This window comes from Pseudomonas gingeri (assembly GCF_013386115.1).
Classification (GTDB): domain Bacteria; phylum Pseudomonadota; class Gammaproteobacteria; order Pseudomonadales; family Pseudomonadaceae; genus Aquipseudomonas; species Aquipseudomonas gingeri.
Genome location: NZ_JACAOR010000007.1, coordinates 440,599 through 456,845 on the forward strand (window position 1 = coordinate 440,599; position 16,247 = coordinate 456,845).

The following is a 16,247-nucleotide window of genomic DNA, read 5'->3' on the forward strand; positions in this document are numbered from 1 at the left end:
CCCATAGCTCACTCCCCCATAGCTCACTCCTGCATAGCCCGCCCTGCAGTAAGTCCGCTCCCAGCAAGGCACCGCGACATGACTAGCCGCCGATGATTTTCATCACCGTCGCACCGCCGGAGAAGGCCACTTCCTGCTTGTCGCCCAGGGCCTTGACCAGCAGCCGCTGCAACGCCGGCAGGGCTTCGTGACGCGGCTTGTCCAGCAGATCGCCGACGTAGTGCCGGTTGCTCGACGACAGGCAACCATGCAGCCAGCCAGTCGAGGACAGGCGCAAGCGCGAACAGGTCCGGCAGAACGGCACGCTTTCGTTGGCAATCACGCCAAAATAGCCTTGCCCCGGAATTTCGTAGCGCACCGCGGTCGCGTCGACCGGCGCATTGGCCTGCAGGTATTCATAGCGCTCGCCGATCAATCCCAGCAACTGCTGGAGGCTGACGAACTGCTGGAGGAAGGCATTGTTGTCGCTGGCCAAGTGGCCCATGCGCATCAACTCGATGAAACGCAGCTCGTAACCCCGCTCCAGGCAGTAGTCGAGCAGCGGCATCACCTGGTCCAGGTTCTGCCCGCGCAGCGGCACCATATTGACCTTGATCTTCAGCCCCGCGGCCCGCGCCTGATCCATACCGTCGAGCACGCTGGCCAGATCGCCGCCACGGGCAATGCCGCGGAAAGCCTCGGGATCGAGCGTATCGAGGGAAACGTTGATCCGCCGGATCCCGGCATCCACCAGCAACGGCAGCTTGCGCGCCAGCAACTGGCCGTTGGTGGTCAGGCTGATATCACTCAGGCCCAACTGGCCCACCGCGCCCATGAAGGTTTCCAGCTTGGGACTGACCAGCGGTTCGCCGCCGGTAATACGCAAGCGTTCGATTCCGGCCGCCTCGATCAGGTAGGCAACACCCCGCGCCATGGCCTCGGCCGACAATTCATCCTGGGCAGCCACCAGCCGCTTGCCGTTGGGCACGCAGTAGGTACAGGCATAGTTGCAGGCGGATGTCAGGCTGATGCGCAGATTGCGAAAACGCCTGCCTTGACGGTCAACGATCATGGAACACTCCGGCGATGGACTCTGGCACAAGCTAAAAGTTGACTTGAAAATCAAGTTTTAGCAAGTCCTATCCGTAGGAGCCGGCTTGCCGGCGATTCAAGCGACGCGGAATTCAAGCCGCACCGCGCTATCGTTCTTCGCCGGCAAGCCGGCTCCTACAGGACCGTCACCAGTATACCGCGCCGGTCAGGCTACCGGCGTATCGGTGTCGCGCTTGCGCTTGTTGCCCATGCGCACGCCGATGTCCATCAGGAACTGGAAGAAACCCTCCTGATCCTCCAGCACATTGCTCCAGAACGGCGAGTGGTACAACGCGACCGCGCCATGCACCAATGCCCAGGCCGCGCAATAGTGGAAGTACGGTGGCACGTCCTCGAGCTTGCCTTCGCTGATGCGGCCCTTGATCAACAGGGTCAGGCGTTCGAAGTTGGAGGCGCGGATCTTGTGCAGTTCCTCGACCATTTCCGGAACCTGGTGGCCCTTGACCACCTTCTCTTCCAGGCGATCGAACAGCCGATAACGCTGCGGGTCGCGCATGCGGAATTCGAAGTAGGCGCGGGACAGTGCTTCCTTGTCCTTGTCGACATCGGCCGAGTGCAGCAATTCGTTCAGGTCGCGCTCGTAGTCGAGCATCAGGCGCAGGTAGATCTCCGCCTTGGACTTGAAGTGCTTGTAGATGGTGCCTTTGCCGATACCGACGGCATCCGCGATCATCTCGACGGTGACACTGTCTTCACCCTGTTCGAGGAACAGCTTTAGCGCGGTATCGAGAATTTCTTGCTCGCGGCGACGAAACTCACGGACCTTACGGGGTTCTTTATGCATAAGAAAAGGTCTGTAGGGGCAAAATCGAAGCCAACTATTATGCCTGAGCCGCGCCAAATTGCACGAATCATCCGAAGCTTTTCGTTTTCACTGTCGACGAATCAGGCCGTACTGGTCAAAAAATCTTCGCCCAGGTCACGGAGCGTCGCACTCAGACAAGCCCCGCAGCCCGTGACAAGCAATGAGAACTCAACCGAAGCGGCGGTATTCCAAATCTGTTTAAAAAATGAGCAGGGCTGACTGGACGTGACGCGATACTGGCCAATACTTGAAGTGTCGGCGCGACATCTCCCCCAAGTGACGCGCTGATAAAGGTGCCAAGGGACCGCGCGCCTTTGTTTTACTCCTAATGGTCTTAACCCGGATTCACCCCCCCAGAACCCGGGTTTTTTTTGCCTGCGATTTGACCCCTCCCCCGCAAGCCCCTTGAGCCTTGCGAGGCCGGCGGCGACGGCATTGCCGGCAAGCCAGCGCCCACAGCCCGGCTCAGGAACTCACATGCGCCAGCGGGAACAGCCGCTTGAAGTTCTCGGTGGTCTGCCGGGCGAACTGCTCGTAGGGCACTCCGCGCAGCATCGCCAGGTAGCCCGCCACATCGCGCACGTATTGCGGCAGGTTCGGCTTGCCCCGGTGGGGAATCGGCGCGAGGTAAGGCGAATCGGTTTCCACCAGCAGCCGATCGGCCGGCACCTGCCGGGCCACATCGCGCAAGGCATCGGCGTTGCGGAAGGTCACGATCCCCGACAGCGAGATATAGAACCCGAGGTCCAGCGCCGCGCGGGCCATGTCCCAATCCTCGGTGAAACAGTGCAGCACGCCGGCCTGGGGCAGCTGTGCTTCGCGCAACAGGCTCAGGGTATCGGCGCGGGCGCCACGGGTGTGGACGATCACCGGCTTGCCGGTCTTCTGCGCCGCCTGCAGGTGCAGGCGGAAAGATGCCTGCTGCACCTCGGCCGCTTCCGGCTCGTAGTGATAGTCCAGGCCGGTTTCGCCGATGGCCACCACGCGCGGATGATCGAGCTCGCGCAACAACCAGTCGAGGGCCGGCGTCGCCTCAGGCTTGACGTCCAGCGGGTGCACACCGACCGAACAGTCGACATCGGCATAACGCTCGGCCAGCGCCTTCACGTCGGCGGCGTTATCGGCGCTGACACCGATGCACAGGAAGTGCCCGACCCCGCGCTGGCGCGCCGCTTCGAGGGCGGCATCCAGGGAGCCCTGGTGTTCGGCGAGATCAAGACGGTCGAGGTGGCAATGGGAATCTACAAGCATGGGATAAAGTGACAACTACATCGTATGGGTGGGACGGTCGGACTTGAGGGCGCCGGCCAGATGGGTTTCGATCTTGCTGCGGGCGGTGTTGTCGCCGTCGTTGAACTGTACGCCGATACCTGCCGCGCGATTGCCCTGGGCGCCCTTGGGGGTGATCCAGGTAACCTTGCCGGCGACCGGGATTTTCTCCGGCTCATCCATCAGGTTGAGCAGCATGAACACCTCGTCACCCAACCTGTAGCTCTTGTTGGTGGGGATGAACAGGCCGCCGTTCTTGATAAAGGGCATATAGGCCGCGTACAGCACCGACTTGTCCTTGATGGTCAGGGACAGGATACCGTTGCGCGGGCCTGGACCAATGGGTTCGTTCATGCGGACTCCCGAAATGCAGATAACCCGATTCTAGGCGCTTGGTGGCCTGTACGGCTAGCTCGCCGGCAAAGCCGCCCACTGCACCAGCAAGGCTTCGAGCAACAGCACCCGATTGAGGTTGGCCTTGCTCAGTACCTTCTGGCGCTGGGCGAGGATCCAGTCCTGAATATTCAGGACCTTTTCCTGCGAGGTTTTCTGCGCCAGGTACTGCACCACCTTGCGCATGTCGGGCAGCCCCAGGCCGGCTTCATCCTGGGTCAGTTGATAGCGCAGGATCAGGCTCGACCAGTCGCAGAACCAGTCGAACAGCAGCAGCAGTGGAATGGCGTTCCAGCCCTCGGCCAGTTGCGTGGCCGACTGCTGTTGCTTGAGCAGTTTCTTCACACCGTCCACCACCAGCGCCCGCTGTTCGCGCACGCCCTGGGCCTGCAGGCTGACCGCCGCCAGGGGCGAACCGGCCGCCAGGGTCAGCAGCTCGACGCGCTCCTCCTCGCTGCAATCGGGCAAGGCCCCGGCCAGCCACTCCAGGCTCATGGCCTCGCCCGGCAGCGGACAGGCCTGCTGCACGCAACGGCTGCGAATGGTCGGCAGCAGGCGACTGGACTGGTGGCTGACCAGCAGCAGCACGGTATCGCCGGAGGGTTCTTCGAGGCTCTTGAGCAAGGCGTTGGCGGCGTTGATGTTCATCGCCTCCACCGGCTCGATCAACACCACCTTGCGCCCGCCCAGTTGCGCGGTCTGGACCACGAAGCTGACCAGATCGCGGACCTGATCGACCTTGATCGCCTTGTCCGCCTCTTCCGGCTCGAGGATGTAGTTGTCCGGGTGACTGCCCGCCGCCAGCAACAGGCAGGACTTGCAGTGACCGCAGGCATTGAGGCCGTCCGGGCTCTTGCACAGCAACAGCGCCATCAGGCGCTCGGCCAGGGCCCGCTTGCCGATCCCCACCGGACCATGGAGCAGATAGGCATGGGCATGCTGCGTGCGACCGGCCAGTTGCTGCCAGAGAGCGTCCTGCCAGGGGTAGGCTTCAGCCACGATGCCGCTCCAGGATCAGTGGCAGCAGGCTGTCCAGCGCTTGCTGGACTTGCGCCAGCGGCAAGGCGGCATCGACCAGGCGATAGCGCGCCGGGTCGGCTTCGGCACGCTTCAGGTAGGTGCTGCGTACCGCGTCGAAGAACACCCGCCCTTCCTGCTCGAAGCGATCCAGTCGACCCCGCGCACTGGCGCGGGCCAGGCCGATTTCCACCGGCAGGTCGAAGACCAGGGTAAGGTCCGGGCGCAGTTCGCCCTGGACGAAGGTTTCCAGGGTGGCGATGCGCTCCCGGGACAAGCCACGACCGCCGCCCTGGTAGGCATAAGTGGCATCGGTAAAGCGATCGCACAACACCACCGCCCCTCGGGCCAACGCCGGACGAATCACCTCGGCCAGGTGCTGGGCACGGGCGGCGAACACCAGCAACAGCTCGGTGTCGGCACACATGCGTTCATCGCTCGGTGCCAGCAACAGCTCGCGAATGCGTTCGGCCAGGGGCGTGCCGCCCGGCTCGCGGGTCAGCAGCACATCGATGCCACGGGCACGCAACTGCTCGGCCAGGTATTCGCGATTGGTACTCTTGCCGGCGCCTTCCGGGCCTTCCAGGGTAATAAACAAGCCGGTCACAGGCAGTCCTTAATCAGAGTCATTGCGCGTCCTTCGTCTCGGGGGCGACGGAGTCCGGCGCGGGCGGCGCTTCGGTCGGTGCGCCGAGGGGCGCCGCCGCGGGTTCGGTGGTATCCGGAGCCGGCTTCGACTCGGCGCTGGGAACATCGGCACCGGGAACAACAGCCGGCGCGCCGGCGGGTGTCGTCGCGGGTGCGGTAGCCGGCGCCGGGCTGGAACGATAATCCGCGCGGCGCTTGAGCTGGAACTCGCGCACCGCGTTGTTATGGGCGTCCAGGTCATCGGAGAAGACATGGCTGCCATCGCCCCGGGCGACAAAATACAGGCTGTTGCCCGCCACCGGGTTCAATGCGGCATGAATCGCCTCGCGCCCGACCATGGCGATCGGTGTCGGCGGCAAGCCGACGTTCATATAGGTATTGTAGGGATTGGCTTCGCGCAGGTGGGCGCGGGTCAGCTTGCCGGTGTAGCGCTCGCCCAGGCCATAGATCACCGTCGGGTCGGTCTGCAACAGCATGCCGAGCTGCATGCGCCGTACAAAAACCCCGGCGATCTGGCCACGCTCCTGGGGCACGCCGGTTTCCTTTTCCACCAGCGAGGCCATGATCAGGGCCTGGTAAGGGTCGGTATAAGGCGCATCGGCCGAACGCTTTTCCCACTCCTGGGCCAAAACGTTCTGCAGGCGGTCGTAGGCTTTTTCCAGCAGTTCGGCGTCGGTCATGCCGCGCACGAAACGGTAGGTATCAGGAAAGAAGCGCCCTTCCGGGAATACGTCCTTGTGGCCCAGCTTGCTCATGACTTCACTATCGCTGAGCCCGGCCAGGGTCTGCTGGAGTTTGTCGTTCTTGGCCAGGGCGCTGCGCACCTGGCGAAAATTCCAGCCCTCGACCAGGGTCAGGCTGTACTGCACCACTTCGCCACGCTGCCACAAGCCCAGCAGTGTGCGTATGTTCATGCCCGGGGTCAGGCGGTATTCGCCGCTGTGCAGTTGCACGCCGGCCAGGTTGAAGCGCCAGTACAGGCGCAGCCAGAACGCATCGCGCAGGGTGCCATCGGCCTCCATGCGATTGAAGGTTCCGGTAGGCGTCGCACCGGCCGGCACGTCGAGCAATTGTTCCTGCCTCAGGTCGAGGGTCTGCTCCAGCGCCGAATGGATCTTCCAGGCCGATCCGCCCAGCACCAATCCCGCCAGCACCAGACCCGTCTGCAGCAGCACCAAGAATTTACGTCTCAATTCAAACATCCAATAACGCGCGGGCAATGCCTTGCAGTTTACGGGTGAGCGGACCCACCGACCAGCTCAGATCGGTAAAAGCCCGAACCGGCCAGACACCGTAGACGCTGTTACAGAGAAAGACTTCATCGGCCTGTCGGAGTTGCTCCAGGCTGATGTCTGAAATATCCACCGGGATAGCCAGGGCACGAGCCTGGTCCAGCAGTTCGGCACGCATGACGCCGGCCACGCCGCAACGACTCAGGTCTGCGGTGAACAGCACGCCATCGCGCACCAGGAACAGGTTGCTGAAGACGCCTTCGATCACCCGCCCGGCGCCATCGAGCATCAGCCCCTCCGCATACCTGGCATCCTGCCACTCGCCGCGGGCGAGCACCTGCTCCAGCCGGTTGAGATGCTTGAGGCCGGCCAGCAAGGGTTGCTCGGACAAGCGGGTGGCACAGGGAAAAAGACGAATGCCTTCGTTCTGCAGGGCCGGCGGGTACACCGTCGACGGACTGCCCTGGAGAATCCTGCGGGGCACGGCATCAGCCACCGCGGCGTAACCGCGCTGGCTGTCGCCACGGGTGAGGATCAGCTTGAGCACGCCCTCGCCCATGGCGGCACTGTAGACCAGCAACTCGCTGCGAATCAGCGGGTGATTGGCCGCCATGCCCAGGCGTCGACAACCGTCGAGCAGGCGTTGCAGGTGCCGCTCCAGCAAGAGCGGGCGCCCGGCTTTCACGGCAATGGTCTCGAACAGACCATCACCGTAGGCCAGGCCGCGGTCCTTGAGCGGCAACGAATCAGCCGGCTGACCGTCGACCCAGCTTTGCATCACTCGGCGAACCGGCGGAACACCAGGGATCCGTTGGTGCCGCCAAAACCGAAGGAGTTGGACAGCACCACGTCGATCGGCATGCGCCGCGCTTCGTGCGGTACGAAGTCGAGGTCGCAGCCTTCGTCCGGCTCGTCGAGGTTGATGGTCGGCGGAGCCACCTGGTCGTTGATCGCCAGGACGCTGAAGATCGCCTCGATCGCCCCGGCGGCACCCAGCAGGTGACCGGTCATCGACTTGGTCGAGCTGACCGCCAGCTTGTAGGCATGCTCGCCGAACACCGTCTTGATCGCCTGGGCTTCGGCGAGGTCGCCGGCCGCGGTGGAGGTGCCGTGGGCATTGACGTACTGCACCTGCTCGACATTCAGTTTCGCGTCACGCAGGGCGTTGGCGATGCAACGCGCCGCACCGGCGCCGTCGGCGGGTGGCGAGGTCATGTGATAGGCATCGCCGCTGGTGCCGAAGCCGATCAGCTCGGCGTAGATAGTGGCACCACGCGCCTTGGCGTGTTCCAACTCTTCCAGCACCAGCGCACCGGCACCGTCGGACAGCACGAAGCCGTCGCGGCCCTTGTCCCACGGACGGCTGGCACGGGTCGGCTCGTCGTTGCGGGTCGACAGCGCGCGCGAAGCACCGAAGCCGCCCATGCCGAGGCCGCAGGCGGCCATTTCGGCCCCGCCGGCAATCATCACGTCGGCTTCGCCGTAGGCAATGTTGCGCGCCGCCATGCCAATGCAGTGGGTACCGGTGGTACAGGCGGTGGAGATGGCGTAGTTCGGCCCCTGGGCACCCAGGTGGATGGACAGGAAGCCGGAAATCATATTGATGATCGAGCCAGGCACGAAGAACGGCGAAATGCGCCGAGGCCCGGAATCATGCAGGGTGCGGCTGGTTTCCTCGATATTGGTCAGACCACCAATACCCGAGCCCATGGCCACGCCGATACGTTCACGGTTGGCGTCGGTGACTTCCAGGCCGGCATTGCGCACCGCCTGAAAACCGGCTGCCAGGCCGTACTGAATGAACAGGTCGAGTTTGCGGGCTTCTTTGACCGACAAATATTCTTCGACGTTGAAGCCTTTTACCGAGCCGCCAAAACGGGTGGTATAGGCAGAAAGGTCTGTGTGTTCGATCAGACCAATGCCACTGCGGCCAGCCAGAATGCCCTGCCAGGTACTCGGAACATCCGTACCCAATGGCGACAACATCCCCATACCGGTGACTACGACGCGTCTACGCGACACAGCACTCTCCTTTATCCTGTTGACCACGCTTTGCCTCACGCCTAAAGAAAAAACCGCACGCCATGATGGCAGTGCGGTTTTTCCATGACAGCGGGCAACGATTACAAACTATTACGCCTGGTGGGCAGTAACGTAATCGATAGCAGCTTGTACGGTGGTGATTTTTTCAGCTTCTTCGTCAGGGATTTCGGTCTCGAATTCCTCTTCCAGAGCCATCACCAGCTCAACGGTGTCAAGGGAGTCGGCACCCAGGTCTTCAACGAAGGAAGCAGTGTTGACCACTTCTTCTTCCTTGACGCCCAGTTGCTCGGCAACGATTTTCTTGACGCGTTCTTCGATGGTGCTCATACCTTGTTTTCACTCCTAATGGAAAAATTCAGGCAGCTGGCCGGTGGGTAAGTGTATAGAAAGGCTTTTCAGCTTTTCAACCGAAAGCTTCAGCCTTCGTCCCCCTTTGCCCTCTGCCCATCAATAAGTTGCAGCTTTATAACGGATTTTAGACAGCTGGTATGACATTTTTTTGAAGCAATCCGTCACATTTGAATTACATGTACATCCCGCCGTTCACCGGGATTGTAGCCCCAGTAACGTAAGCCGCACCGTCCGAAGCCAGAAAAGCGACCACTTGCGCGATCTCCTGGGCCTGGCCCAGACGGCCCAGCGGAATCTGCGTCAGCAGGGCTTCACGCTGTGCCTCAGGCAGTTCGCGGGTCATATCGGTGTCGATGAAGCCTGGAGCAACCGAGTTTACCGTAATCGACCGCGAGCCGACTTCACGCGCGAGCGCGCGACTGAAACCTTCGAGGCCGGCCTTGGCTGCCGCGTAGTTTACTTGGCCTGCGTTGCCCATGGCACCCACAACCGAGCCAATATTGATAATTCGGCCCCAGCGCGCCTTGGTCATGCCGCGCAGGACGCCCTTGGACAGGCGGAACAGACTGTTGAGGTTGGTATCGACCACGTCGTACCACTCATCGTCTTTCATGCGCATCATCAGGTTATCGCGGGTGATACCGGCATTATTGACCAGGATCGCCGGCGCACCGAACTGCTCGGTAATGCTGGCCAGGACCGCGGCCACGGACTCGTCGCTGGTGACATTGAGTTCCAGGCCGGTGCCTTGAATACCATTTTCCTTGAGGGTCGCGGCAATGCGCTCGGCACCCGAGGCGGATGTCGCGGTACCGACGACCACAGCCCCCAGGCGACCCAGCTCGAGGGCGATGGCTTGGCCGATACCACGGCTGGCGCCGGTGACCAGTGCAACTTTACCTTGCAGACTCATGCAGGCTTCTCCTAATTCAGGCCTGCGCCGCGCGCGTGGCGGCGAAGGCATCCGGGGTATTCAGGTTGGAGGTGTTCACGCCGTCGGCGCAACGCTTGTTCAGGCCGGCGAGGACCTTGCCCGGGCCGCACTCGACCAGTTCGGTCGCGCCCTGGGCCGCCAGGTACTGCACGGACTCGACCCAGCGGACCGGCTTGTAGAGCTGTTCCAGCAGGTCGCGCTTGAGGGTGGCGAGATCGGCGGCGACGCCGGCGCTGACATTCTGCACCAACGGGATCTGCGGTGCCTGCCAGTCGATGGCGGCCACCGATTCGGCGAAGCGCTCGGCCGCCGGACGCATCAGCTCGCAATGCGACGGCACGCTGACCGGCAGCGGCAGCGCGCGCTTGGCGCCCTTGGCCTTGCAGGCTTCCATGGCGCGTTCGACAGCGGCCTTGGCCCCGGCGATCACCACCTGGCCCGGCGAGTTGAAGTTTACCGCGCTGACCACTTCGCCCTGGGCGGAGTCGGCACAGGCGGCAACCACGTCGGCATCTTCCAGGCCGAGGATCGCCGCCATGGCGCCCTGCCCGGCCGGCACCGCTTCCTGCATGAGCTGACCGCGGCGCTCGACCAGACGAACGGCGTCGGCCAGGCTCAGGCTGCCGGCGGCAACCAGTGCGCTGTATTCACCCAGACTGTGGCCGGCGACATAGGCCGGGCGCTTGCCGCCTTCGGCCAGCCACAGGCGCCACAGGGCCACCGAAGCGGTGAGGATCGCCGGCTGGGTCTTGTCGGTCTGATTGAGCTGCTCTTCCGGCCCCTGCTGGGTCAGTGCCCAGAGGTCATAGCCCAGGGCCTCGGAGGCCTCGGCGAAGGTTTCCAGGATCAGCGGGTACTGCGCGCCCAGCTCGGCCAGCATGCCGAGGGACTGCGAGCCCTGTCCTGGAAAGACGAATGCGAGGGAGGTAGACATGAAACGAGCCCCTAATGATCTTGTCGTCGGAGAGTTGAGGTCCCACCATGGGAACGCCAGAAATTCTTGATTGAATGCCTCAGTTGGATGGCTCGTTGAACCGAGCGGTCACATTTAAGCATTTGCCGGGCAAAACGCCTAAAGCAACAGATCCTCCAGGCGCCCATGCAGGCGTTCAGGGAGGTTTTCCTGAATCTCGATCAGGGCCCGCTGGATGGCGCTCTGCAAGCCCTGCACACCCGCCGAGCCGTGACTCTTGACGACAATGCCCTGCAAGCCGAGGAAACTCGCGCCATTGTGACGCGCCGGTGCCAGGTCGGCCTGCAGGCGCTTGAGCAACGGCAAGGCCAGGACACCGACCACCCGCGAAGCCAGGTTGCGACGGAACAACGCCTCGATCCGTGCCGCGATCATGGTCGCCAGGCCTTCGCTGGACTTGAGCAGGATATTGCCGACGAAGCCGTCGCAAACCACCACATCGGCCTCGCCGCGGTACAGTCCGTCACCCTCGACGAAACCGATATAGTTCAGCCCGCGGGCCTCCTGCAGCAGGCCGGCCGCCAGCTTGACCTGCTGGTTGCCCTTGATGTCTTCGGTGCCGACATTCAGCAAGGCCACCCTCGGCCGCACGACACCGAGGGCCTCGGCGGCCACCGAACCCATCACGGCGAACTGGAACAGGTGCTCGGCACTGCAGTCGACGTTCGCCCCGAGGTCGAGCAACTGGCAATAACCACGCCGGGTCGGGATCGCCGCCACCATCGCCGGCCGATCGATGCCCGGCAAGGTCTTGAGCACATGACGCGACAGGGCCATCAGCGCACCGGTATTGCCGGCACTGACCACCGCCTGGACCTTGTCGTCACGCAGCAACTGCAGCGCCACCCGCATCGACGAGTCCGGCTTGCCACGCAAGGCCTGGGACGGCCGCTCATCCATGGTGATGACCTCGGCCGCCGGGACAATCGTCAGGCGCGCGCGATCAACAGCCGGATAGCCAGCAATCAATTCATCAAGGAGGGAGGGTTGACCGACAAGGGTCAGGTGCAGCGAGGGTGTAGCGGACAGGCAGGCAATACTGGCCTGGACAATGCTGCGGGGACCGAAGTCCCCGCCCATTGCGTCGATCGCGATGATCTGAGCGGACAAGATTTACTCGTCAGCGCCCTTGTCGATCACTTTACGGCCACGGTATACGCCTTCTGGCGATACGTGGTGACGCAGGTGAACTTCACCGGTGGTCTTTTCCACGGACAGGGTGCTAGCCTCGAGAGCATCGTGGGAACGACGCATGTCACGGGCGGAGCGGGATTTTTTGTTCTGCTGAACAGCCATAATTGATTAACTCCTAAACGTTTGGGTCACGCTTTAACTGCGCCAATACACTGAACGGGTTGGACCGCGTTACCTCGTCCTCGCTCGGCTCAGGCTCTTCGAGCCCGTCCGGCTGCTGGCATTCTTCCGGATGATGAGCAGGCACAATGGGCAAGGCGAGCAGAAGCTCTTCCTCGATCAACGCCTGCAGATCCAAAGGATCTTCGCCCAGTTCCAGCACGTCATAACCTTTCGGCAACGACTGGGTATTCGCACCCTCCTTCACCACAGCATAACTGCATTCGCTGTGAATCGGCAGGGTGACCAGCTCAAGACAACGCTGGCAAACCATCTTGACTTCGGTGTCGATAAAGCTGTGGATAACCACAGACTTACGTTCATCTCGTTCAAAAACGAATTTGGCCTGCACCGTACCGACGTTGTCGGAAAGCGGGTCGCAGAGTCTCTCCAAATCAGCCAGCAGCAGTTCACCTTGAAGGGTGGTGCCACGGTCAGCTAATTTGCGCGGGTCAACGTGAGGTGGAATCGGGTCATTCAACATAGGCGCAGCATTATAGGGATGCACCCGCCCATGTCAAAGGAAATTCAGCCCTGTCCGTCAGCTTCGCCTCTGGATAGAATCGCCGGCTACCCTCAGGAGAAGCCCATGCTGCCGTTGTTACTCGCCTCCAGCTCGGTTTACCGCCGGGAATTGCTCGACCGCCTGCGCCTGCCTTTTACCTGCAGCTCGCCCGATATCGACGAGAGCCACCAGCCCGGCGAATCCGCCGAGGCCCTGGTCAGGCGCCTGGCCGAAGAAAAGGCCCGCGCCCTGTCCGCCAGCCATCCACGACACCTGATCATCGGCTCGGACCAGGTCGCCGTGCTCGACGGGCGCATCATCGGCAAACCCCACTCCTTCGACAAAGCCCGCGAGCAACTGCTGGCGGCCAGCGGCGCCCGCGTGACCTTCCTCACCGGCCTGGCCCTGCTCAACAGCCAGAGCGGCCACTGCCAGGTCGACTGCGTGCCCTTTACCGTACACATGCGTCGGCTCGACCCGGCACGCATCGAACGCTACCTGCGGGCCGAACAACCCTACGACTGCGCCGGCAGCTTCAAGGCCGAGGGCCTGGGCGTCAGCCTGTTCCAGCGCACCGAGGGGCCCGATGCCACCAGCCTGGTCGGCCTGCCATTGATCCGCCTGGTGGATATGTTGCTGGCCGAAGGGGTCGAGATTCCCTGAGGCGGGACGCGGAGCGTCCAGGGCGGCATTCCCACGCGGAGCGTGGGAACGATCGAAAGCGGACGGGGAGCGTGGGAACGATCGAAACGCCCAATAAAAAACCGGCCCTCACAGGCCGGTTTTTTCATGTCGCGCAAATCATCAGCGCAAGGTCGGCCCCTGGAAGCCCATCCACATGGCCAACTGCTCGGCCACGCTGGCACCGAGCTTTTTCGAGAAGCGGTCGAAAGGCGACTCCTGGACCGTGAAGTCCACCAACTCCTTCTCGCCGATCACGTCACGGGCCACGGAACTGGCGCTGCCCAGGCCGTCGATCAGCCCCAGGGGCAAGGCTTGCTCGCCAGACCAGACCAGACCGGAGAACAGCTCGGGATGCTCCTTGTCCTTAAGACGATCGCCACGCCCTTTCTTGACGCTGTCGATGAACTGGTTGTGGGTGGTATCCAGCACACCCTGCCAGAACCGGGTTTCATCGGCTTTCTGCGGCTGGAACGGATCGAGGAACGACTTGTGCTCACCCGAAGAGTAGGCACGACGCTCGACGCCGAGCTTCTCCATGGTGCCGACAAAGCCATAGCCCGCCGCTGTCACACCGATGGAACCGACCAGGCTGGCCTTGTCCGCGTAGATCTGGTCAGCCGCGCTAGCGATGTAGTACGCCCCCGAGGCACCGAGATCGGAAATCACCGCATAGAGCTTGGTATCCGGGTGCAGGCCACGCAGGCGACGGATTTCGTCATAGACATAACCCGACTGCACCGGACTGCCGCCCGGGCTGTTGATACGCAGGATGATCGCCTTGACCTTGGGATCCTTGAAAGCCTCGCGCAGGCTGCTGACGATATTGTCGGCACTGGCCGACTCCTTGTCCGCGATCACCCCGCGCACCTCGATCAGGGCGGTGTAGTGGGCACCGCGACCGGCGCTCTTCTCCATGTCCATCAGCGGCGAGAACATCAGCAGCGCGACCAGCAGGTAGGCAAAGGTCAGCAACTTGAAGAAAATCCCCCAGCGCCGCGCCCGACGCTGCTCCTGGACGCCCGCCAGCAGCGTTTTTTCCAGCAGTTTCCAGCTTTTATCGTCGCCCTCGGCGGCACTCGCCTTGGGCGGTGCGCTCCACTCATCTGCCATGCGTGCTCACCCCAATAGACTCAATGGGCCTGGCGATTCAGCCAGGCATGCAATTCAGGAAAACCATCGATCGCCAAACGCGGCTCGAACACTCGCAACTCATCCAGCGACAAGGCGCCGTAGCCGACCGCCACGCTGTCCATGCCAGCATTGCGCGCCATCTGCAGGTCAAACGCCGAATCGCCGACCATCAGCGCCTGGGACGCCGGCACGCCACAGTGGGCAAGAATCTCTTCGAGCATCAACGGATGCGGCTTGCTCGCGGTTTCGTCAGCGGCCCGGGTGATATCGAAGTAATCCAGCCAGCCATGGGCCTTCAGCACCCGATCCAGCCCGCGACGGGCCTTGCCGGTCGCCACGGCCAACTGGTAGCCCGCGGCGCGAAATGCCTCCATGGACTCCACCACGCCCGGGAACAACGGCGAAGGCACCGCCTCCAGGGCAATGTAACTGTCGGCATAGTGCTGGCGAAAAATGACCAGCTCTTCGTCGGAAATACTCGGATAGAGGGTACGGATGGCTTCCGGCAAGCCCAGGCCGATAATCCCCTTGACCGCCGGATCATCGCGCTTGGGCCAGCCGGCCCGTTCGGCCGCCTCGCCCATCGCCTGGACAATCCGACCAATGGAATCGGCCAGGGTGCCGTCCCAATCGAAAATCAGCAGCTTGTAATCAGACCGCACTCAACCGCTCCACCGTCTTGGCCCACATTTCATCCACCGGCGCCTGCAACTTCAGCTCGCCGCCATCGGGCAACGGCACGGTCAGCATGTAGGCGTGCAGGAACAGGCGCTTGCCACCCAGGTCGCGAATCTCCTTGGTGAAACCCTCCTCGCCGTACTTGCTGTCACCGGCGATGCAATGGCCGGCGTGCAAGGTGTGTACGCGAATCTGGTGGGTCCGGCCGGTCACCGGCTTGGCTTCGACCATCGTGGCGAAGTCGCCGAAGCGGCGCAGGACCTTGAACACCGTCAAGGCCTCCTTGCCTTCCTCGTTGACCTCGACCATGCGCTCGCCGGAACGCAGGTTGCTCTTGAGCAACGGCGCCCGCACCTGCTTGAGGGCGGTGTCCCAGCGGCCACGGACCAGCGCCATGTAACGCTTGTCCACGCCATCGCCGCGCAATTGCTCGTGCAGATGGCGCAGCATGCTGCGTTTCTTGGCGATCATCAGCAGGCCGGACGTGTCACGGTCCAGGCGGTGCACCAGTTCCAGCTCCTTGGCGTCCGGGCGCAACTGGCGAAAGGCTTCGATCACGCCGAAATTCAGGCCGCTGCCGCCATGCACGGCAATGCCGGCCGGCTTGTTGATCACGATCAGCGCCTTGTCCTCGAACACGATCGAGGCCTCCAGGCGCTGCAACAGGCCCTGGGCCAGCGGCACGGGCTCGTCGCGCTCGGGAACGCGCACGGGAGGAACTCGAACGATATCTCCGGCCTGCAGCTTGTACTCGGGCTTGATCCGCCCCTTGTTCACTCGCACTTCGCCTTTACGCAAGATGCGGTAGATCAAGGTCTTGGGCACGCCTTTGAGCCGGGCGAGAAGAAAATTATCGATGCGTTGGCCGGCATATTCCGGCGAGACCTCAAGCAGTTGGACGCCTGGGGTCGGGGGGGTAGTCGTCGTCATGCCGCGAATGATAACAATTTTTTATGGAATTGAAGCACTTAATCATTGCTGCTATAGTCGCGAACGCCGCCAAAAGCGGCCGGACAGAGGAACAACGGCAAACAGCCGACCCTGACCAACGCAATTCATCAGGACGCGAGGCCGTCCTACGGGGCTTTCGCTACACATGGCAGGTTCGTGATTGTAACGAGCGCAGGTGACATGAGGCC

19 protein-coding genes are annotated in these 16,247 nt (G+C 62.6%); 1 reads left to right on the forward strand and 18 read right to left on the reverse strand.

The features are described 5' to 3' along the window. Window positions 1-82 precede the first annotated feature (82 nt). The 15 genes from HX881_RS14380 to HX881_RS14450 all read right to left on the reverse strand — a co-directional run bounded on the left by HX881_RS14380 (window position 83) and on the right by HX881_RS14450 (window position 12,594). Window positions 83-1,051 (reverse strand): GTP 3',8-cyclase MoaA, encoded by a 969-nt coding sequence (locus tag HX881_RS14380; protein WP_017126412.1) that lies wholly within the window; start codon window positions 1,049-1,051, stop codon window positions 83-85. 186 nt (window positions 1,052-1,237) lie between these two features. After that, entirely contained in the window at window positions 1,238-1,876 is a 639-nt protein-coding gene (locus HX881_RS14385; RefSeq protein ID WP_017126411.1) for a TetR/AcrR family transcriptional regulator, read from the reverse strand. 486 nt (window positions 1,877-2,362) lie between these two features. Next, entirely contained in the window at window positions 2,363-3,148 is a 786-nt protein-coding gene (locus tag HX881_RS14390) for a TatD family hydrolase (RefSeq protein WP_177085133.1), read from the reverse strand. A 15-nt stretch (window positions 3,149-3,163) separates the two neighbouring features. Next, window positions 3,164-3,520: a PilZ domain-containing protein gene (locus HX881_RS14395; RefSeq protein WP_017126409.1), complete on the reverse strand. Its 357-nt coding sequence runs from the start codon at window positions 3,518-3,520 to the stop codon at window positions 3,164-3,166. Between the two features lie 54 nt (window positions 3,521-3,574). Then, window positions 3,575-4,558 carry a DNA polymerase III subunit delta' gene (locus HX881_RS14400; RefSeq protein ID WP_017126408.1) on the reverse strand — a complete coding sequence of 328 codons (984 nt, stop codon included), beginning with the start codon at window positions 4,556-4,558 and terminating at the stop codon, window positions 3,575-3,577. Beyond that, a complete protein-coding gene (tmk, locus tag HX881_RS14405; protein WP_017126407.1) occupies window positions 4,551-5,183 on the reverse strand; it encodes a dTMP kinase in 633 nt (210 codons plus the stop codon). Before tmk ends, HX881_RS14400 begins: the two co-directional genes overlap by 8 nt. Window positions 5,184-5,202: 19 nt before the next feature. Beyond that, window positions 5,203-6,417, reverse strand: coding sequence for an endolytic transglycosylase MltG (mltG, locus tag HX881_RS14410; RefSeq protein WP_177085135.1), 1,215 nt, complete (start codon window positions 6,415-6,417; stop codon window positions 5,203-5,205). A gap of 1 nt (window position 6,418) precedes the next feature. Continuing rightward, window positions 6,419-7,234 carry an aminodeoxychorismate lyase gene (gene pabC, locus HX881_RS14415; protein WP_177085137.1) on the reverse strand — a complete coding sequence of 272 codons (816 nt, stop codon included), beginning with the start codon at window positions 7,232-7,234 and terminating at the stop codon, window positions 6,419-6,421. Continuing rightward, complete coding sequence (gene fabF / locus HX881_RS14420) at window positions 7,234-8,478, reverse strand: beta-ketoacyl-ACP synthase II (RefSeq protein WP_103033032.1); 1,245 nt, start codon at window positions 8,476-8,478, stop codon at window positions 7,234-7,236. The genes pabC and fabF overlap by 1 nt, the downstream gene beginning before the upstream one ends. A gap of 111 nt (window positions 8,479-8,589) precedes the next feature. Then, a complete protein-coding gene (acpP, locus tag HX881_RS14425; RefSeq protein ID WP_007987170.1) occupies window positions 8,590-8,826 on the reverse strand; it encodes an acyl carrier protein in 237 nt (78 codons plus the stop codon). Window positions 8,827-9,022: 196 nt separating this feature from the next. After that, entirely contained in the window at window positions 9,023-9,763 is a 741-nt protein-coding gene (fabG, locus tag HX881_RS14430) for a 3-oxoacyl-ACP reductase FabG (RefSeq protein WP_017126403.1), read from the reverse strand. Window positions 9,764-9,779: 16 nt separating this feature from the next. Next, window positions 9,780-10,718: an ACP S-malonyltransferase gene (gene fabD / locus HX881_RS14435; RefSeq protein ID WP_042935394.1), complete on the reverse strand. Its 939-nt coding sequence runs from the start codon at window positions 10,716-10,718 to the stop codon at window positions 9,780-9,782. A gap of 138 nt (window positions 10,719-10,856) precedes the next feature. Further along, the gene (plsX, locus tag HX881_RS14440; protein ID WP_177085139.1) at window positions 10,857-11,867 is read right to left on the reverse strand and encodes a phosphate acyltransferase PlsX; all 1,011 of its coding nucleotides are present in this window, start codon (window positions 11,865-11,867) and stop codon (window positions 10,857-10,859) included. A gap of 3 nt (window positions 11,868-11,870) precedes the next feature. Beyond that, a complete protein-coding gene (rpmF, locus tag HX881_RS14445) occupies window positions 11,871-12,053 on the reverse strand; it encodes a 50S ribosomal protein L32 (protein WP_003179396.1) in 183 nt (60 codons plus the stop codon). 13 nt (window positions 12,054-12,066) lie between these two features. Beyond that, window positions 12,067-12,594 (reverse strand): YceD family protein, encoded by a 528-nt coding sequence (locus tag HX881_RS14450; protein ID WP_083875327.1) that lies wholly within the window; start codon window positions 12,592-12,594, stop codon window positions 12,067-12,069. Between the two features lie 105 nt (window positions 12,595-12,699). Between HX881_RS14450 and HX881_RS14455 the strand changes: the two genes are divergently transcribed. Beyond that, window positions 12,700-13,278: a Maf family protein gene (locus tag HX881_RS14455; protein WP_177085140.1), complete on the forward strand. Its 579-nt coding sequence runs from the start codon at window positions 12,700-12,702 to the stop codon at window positions 13,276-13,278. 141 nt (window positions 13,279-13,419) lie between these two features. On the opposite strand, the gene HX881_RS14460 is transcribed toward HX881_RS14455, so the two are convergent. From HX881_RS14460 to rluC, 3 genes are read right to left on the reverse strand one after another with little or no spacing between them, the layout of a single operon-like run. Continuing rightward, window positions 13,420-14,409, reverse strand: coding sequence for a S49 family peptidase (locus tag HX881_RS14460; RefSeq protein ID WP_017126397.1), 990 nt, complete (start codon window positions 14,407-14,409; stop codon window positions 13,420-13,422). Window positions 14,410-14,429: 20 nt separating this feature from the next. Then, on the reverse strand, window positions 14,430-15,092 hold the full coding sequence (locus HX881_RS14465; RefSeq protein ID WP_177085142.1) for an HAD-IA family hydrolase: 663 nt from the start codon (window positions 15,090-15,092) through the stop codon (window positions 14,430-14,432). Continuing rightward, entirely contained in the window at window positions 15,082-16,038 is a 957-nt protein-coding gene (rluC, locus tag HX881_RS14470; RefSeq protein ID WP_017126395.1) for a 23S rRNA pseudouridine(955/2504/2580) synthase RluC, read from the reverse strand. Before rluC ends, HX881_RS14465 begins: the two co-directional genes overlap by 11 nt. Window positions 16,039-16,247 lie beyond the last annotated feature (209 nt).

What these genes read in the sequence shown, in the direction of transcription:
- HX881_RS14395 (WP_017126409.1), bottom strand. Translation starts at nt 3,520, where the DNA reads ATGAACGAACCCATTGGTCCAGGCCCGCGCAACGGTATCCTGTCCCTG.
- fabD (WP_042935394.1), bottom strand. Translation starts at nt 10,718, where the DNA reads ATGTCTACCTCCCTCGCATTCGTCTTTCCAGGACAGGGCTCGCAGTCC.
- acpP (WP_007987170.1), bottom strand. Translation starts at nt 8,826, where the DNA reads ATGAGCACCATCGAAGAACGCGTCAAGAAAATCGTTGCCGAGCAACTG.
- fabG (WP_017126403.1), bottom strand. Translation starts at nt 9,763, where the DNA reads ATGAGTCTGCAAGGTAAAGTTGCACTGGTCACCGGCGCCAGCCGTGGT.
- HX881_RS14380 (WP_017126412.1), bottom strand. Translation starts at nt 1,051, where the DNA reads ATGATCGTTGACCGTCAAGGCAGGCGTTTTCGCAATCTGCGCATCAGC.
- rpmF (WP_003179396.1), bottom strand. Translation starts at nt 12,053, where the DNA reads ATGGCTGTTCAGCAGAACAAAAAATCCCGCTCCGCCCGTGACATGCGT.
- HX881_RS14390 (WP_177085133.1), bottom strand. Translation starts at nt 3,148, where the DNA reads ATGCTTGTAGATTCCCATTGCCACCTCGACCGTCTTGATCTCGCCGAA.
- HX881_RS14385 (WP_017126411.1), bottom strand. Translation starts at nt 1,876, where the DNA reads ATGCATAAAGAACCCCGTAAGGTCCGTGAGTTTCGTCGCCGCGAGCAA.
- HX881_RS14450 (WP_083875327.1), bottom strand. Translation starts at nt 12,594, where the DNA reads ATGTTGAATGACCCGATTCCACCTCACGTTGACCCGCGCAAATTAGCT.
- HX881_RS14460 (WP_017126397.1), bottom strand. Translation starts at nt 14,409, where the DNA reads ATGGCAGATGAGTGGAGCGCACCGCCCAAGGCGAGTGCCGCCGAGGGC.
- pabC (WP_177085137.1), bottom strand. Translation starts at nt 7,234, where the DNA reads ATGCAAAGCTGGGTCGACGGTCAGCCGGCTGATTCGTTGCCGCTCAAG.
- HX881_RS14455 (WP_177085140.1), top strand. Translation starts at nt 12,700, where the DNA reads ATGCTGCCGTTGTTACTCGCCTCCAGCTCGGTTTACCGCCGGGAATTG.
- rluC (WP_017126395.1), bottom strand. Translation starts at nt 16,038, where the DNA reads ATGACGACGACTACCCCCCCGACCCCAGGCGTCCAACTGCTTGAGGTC.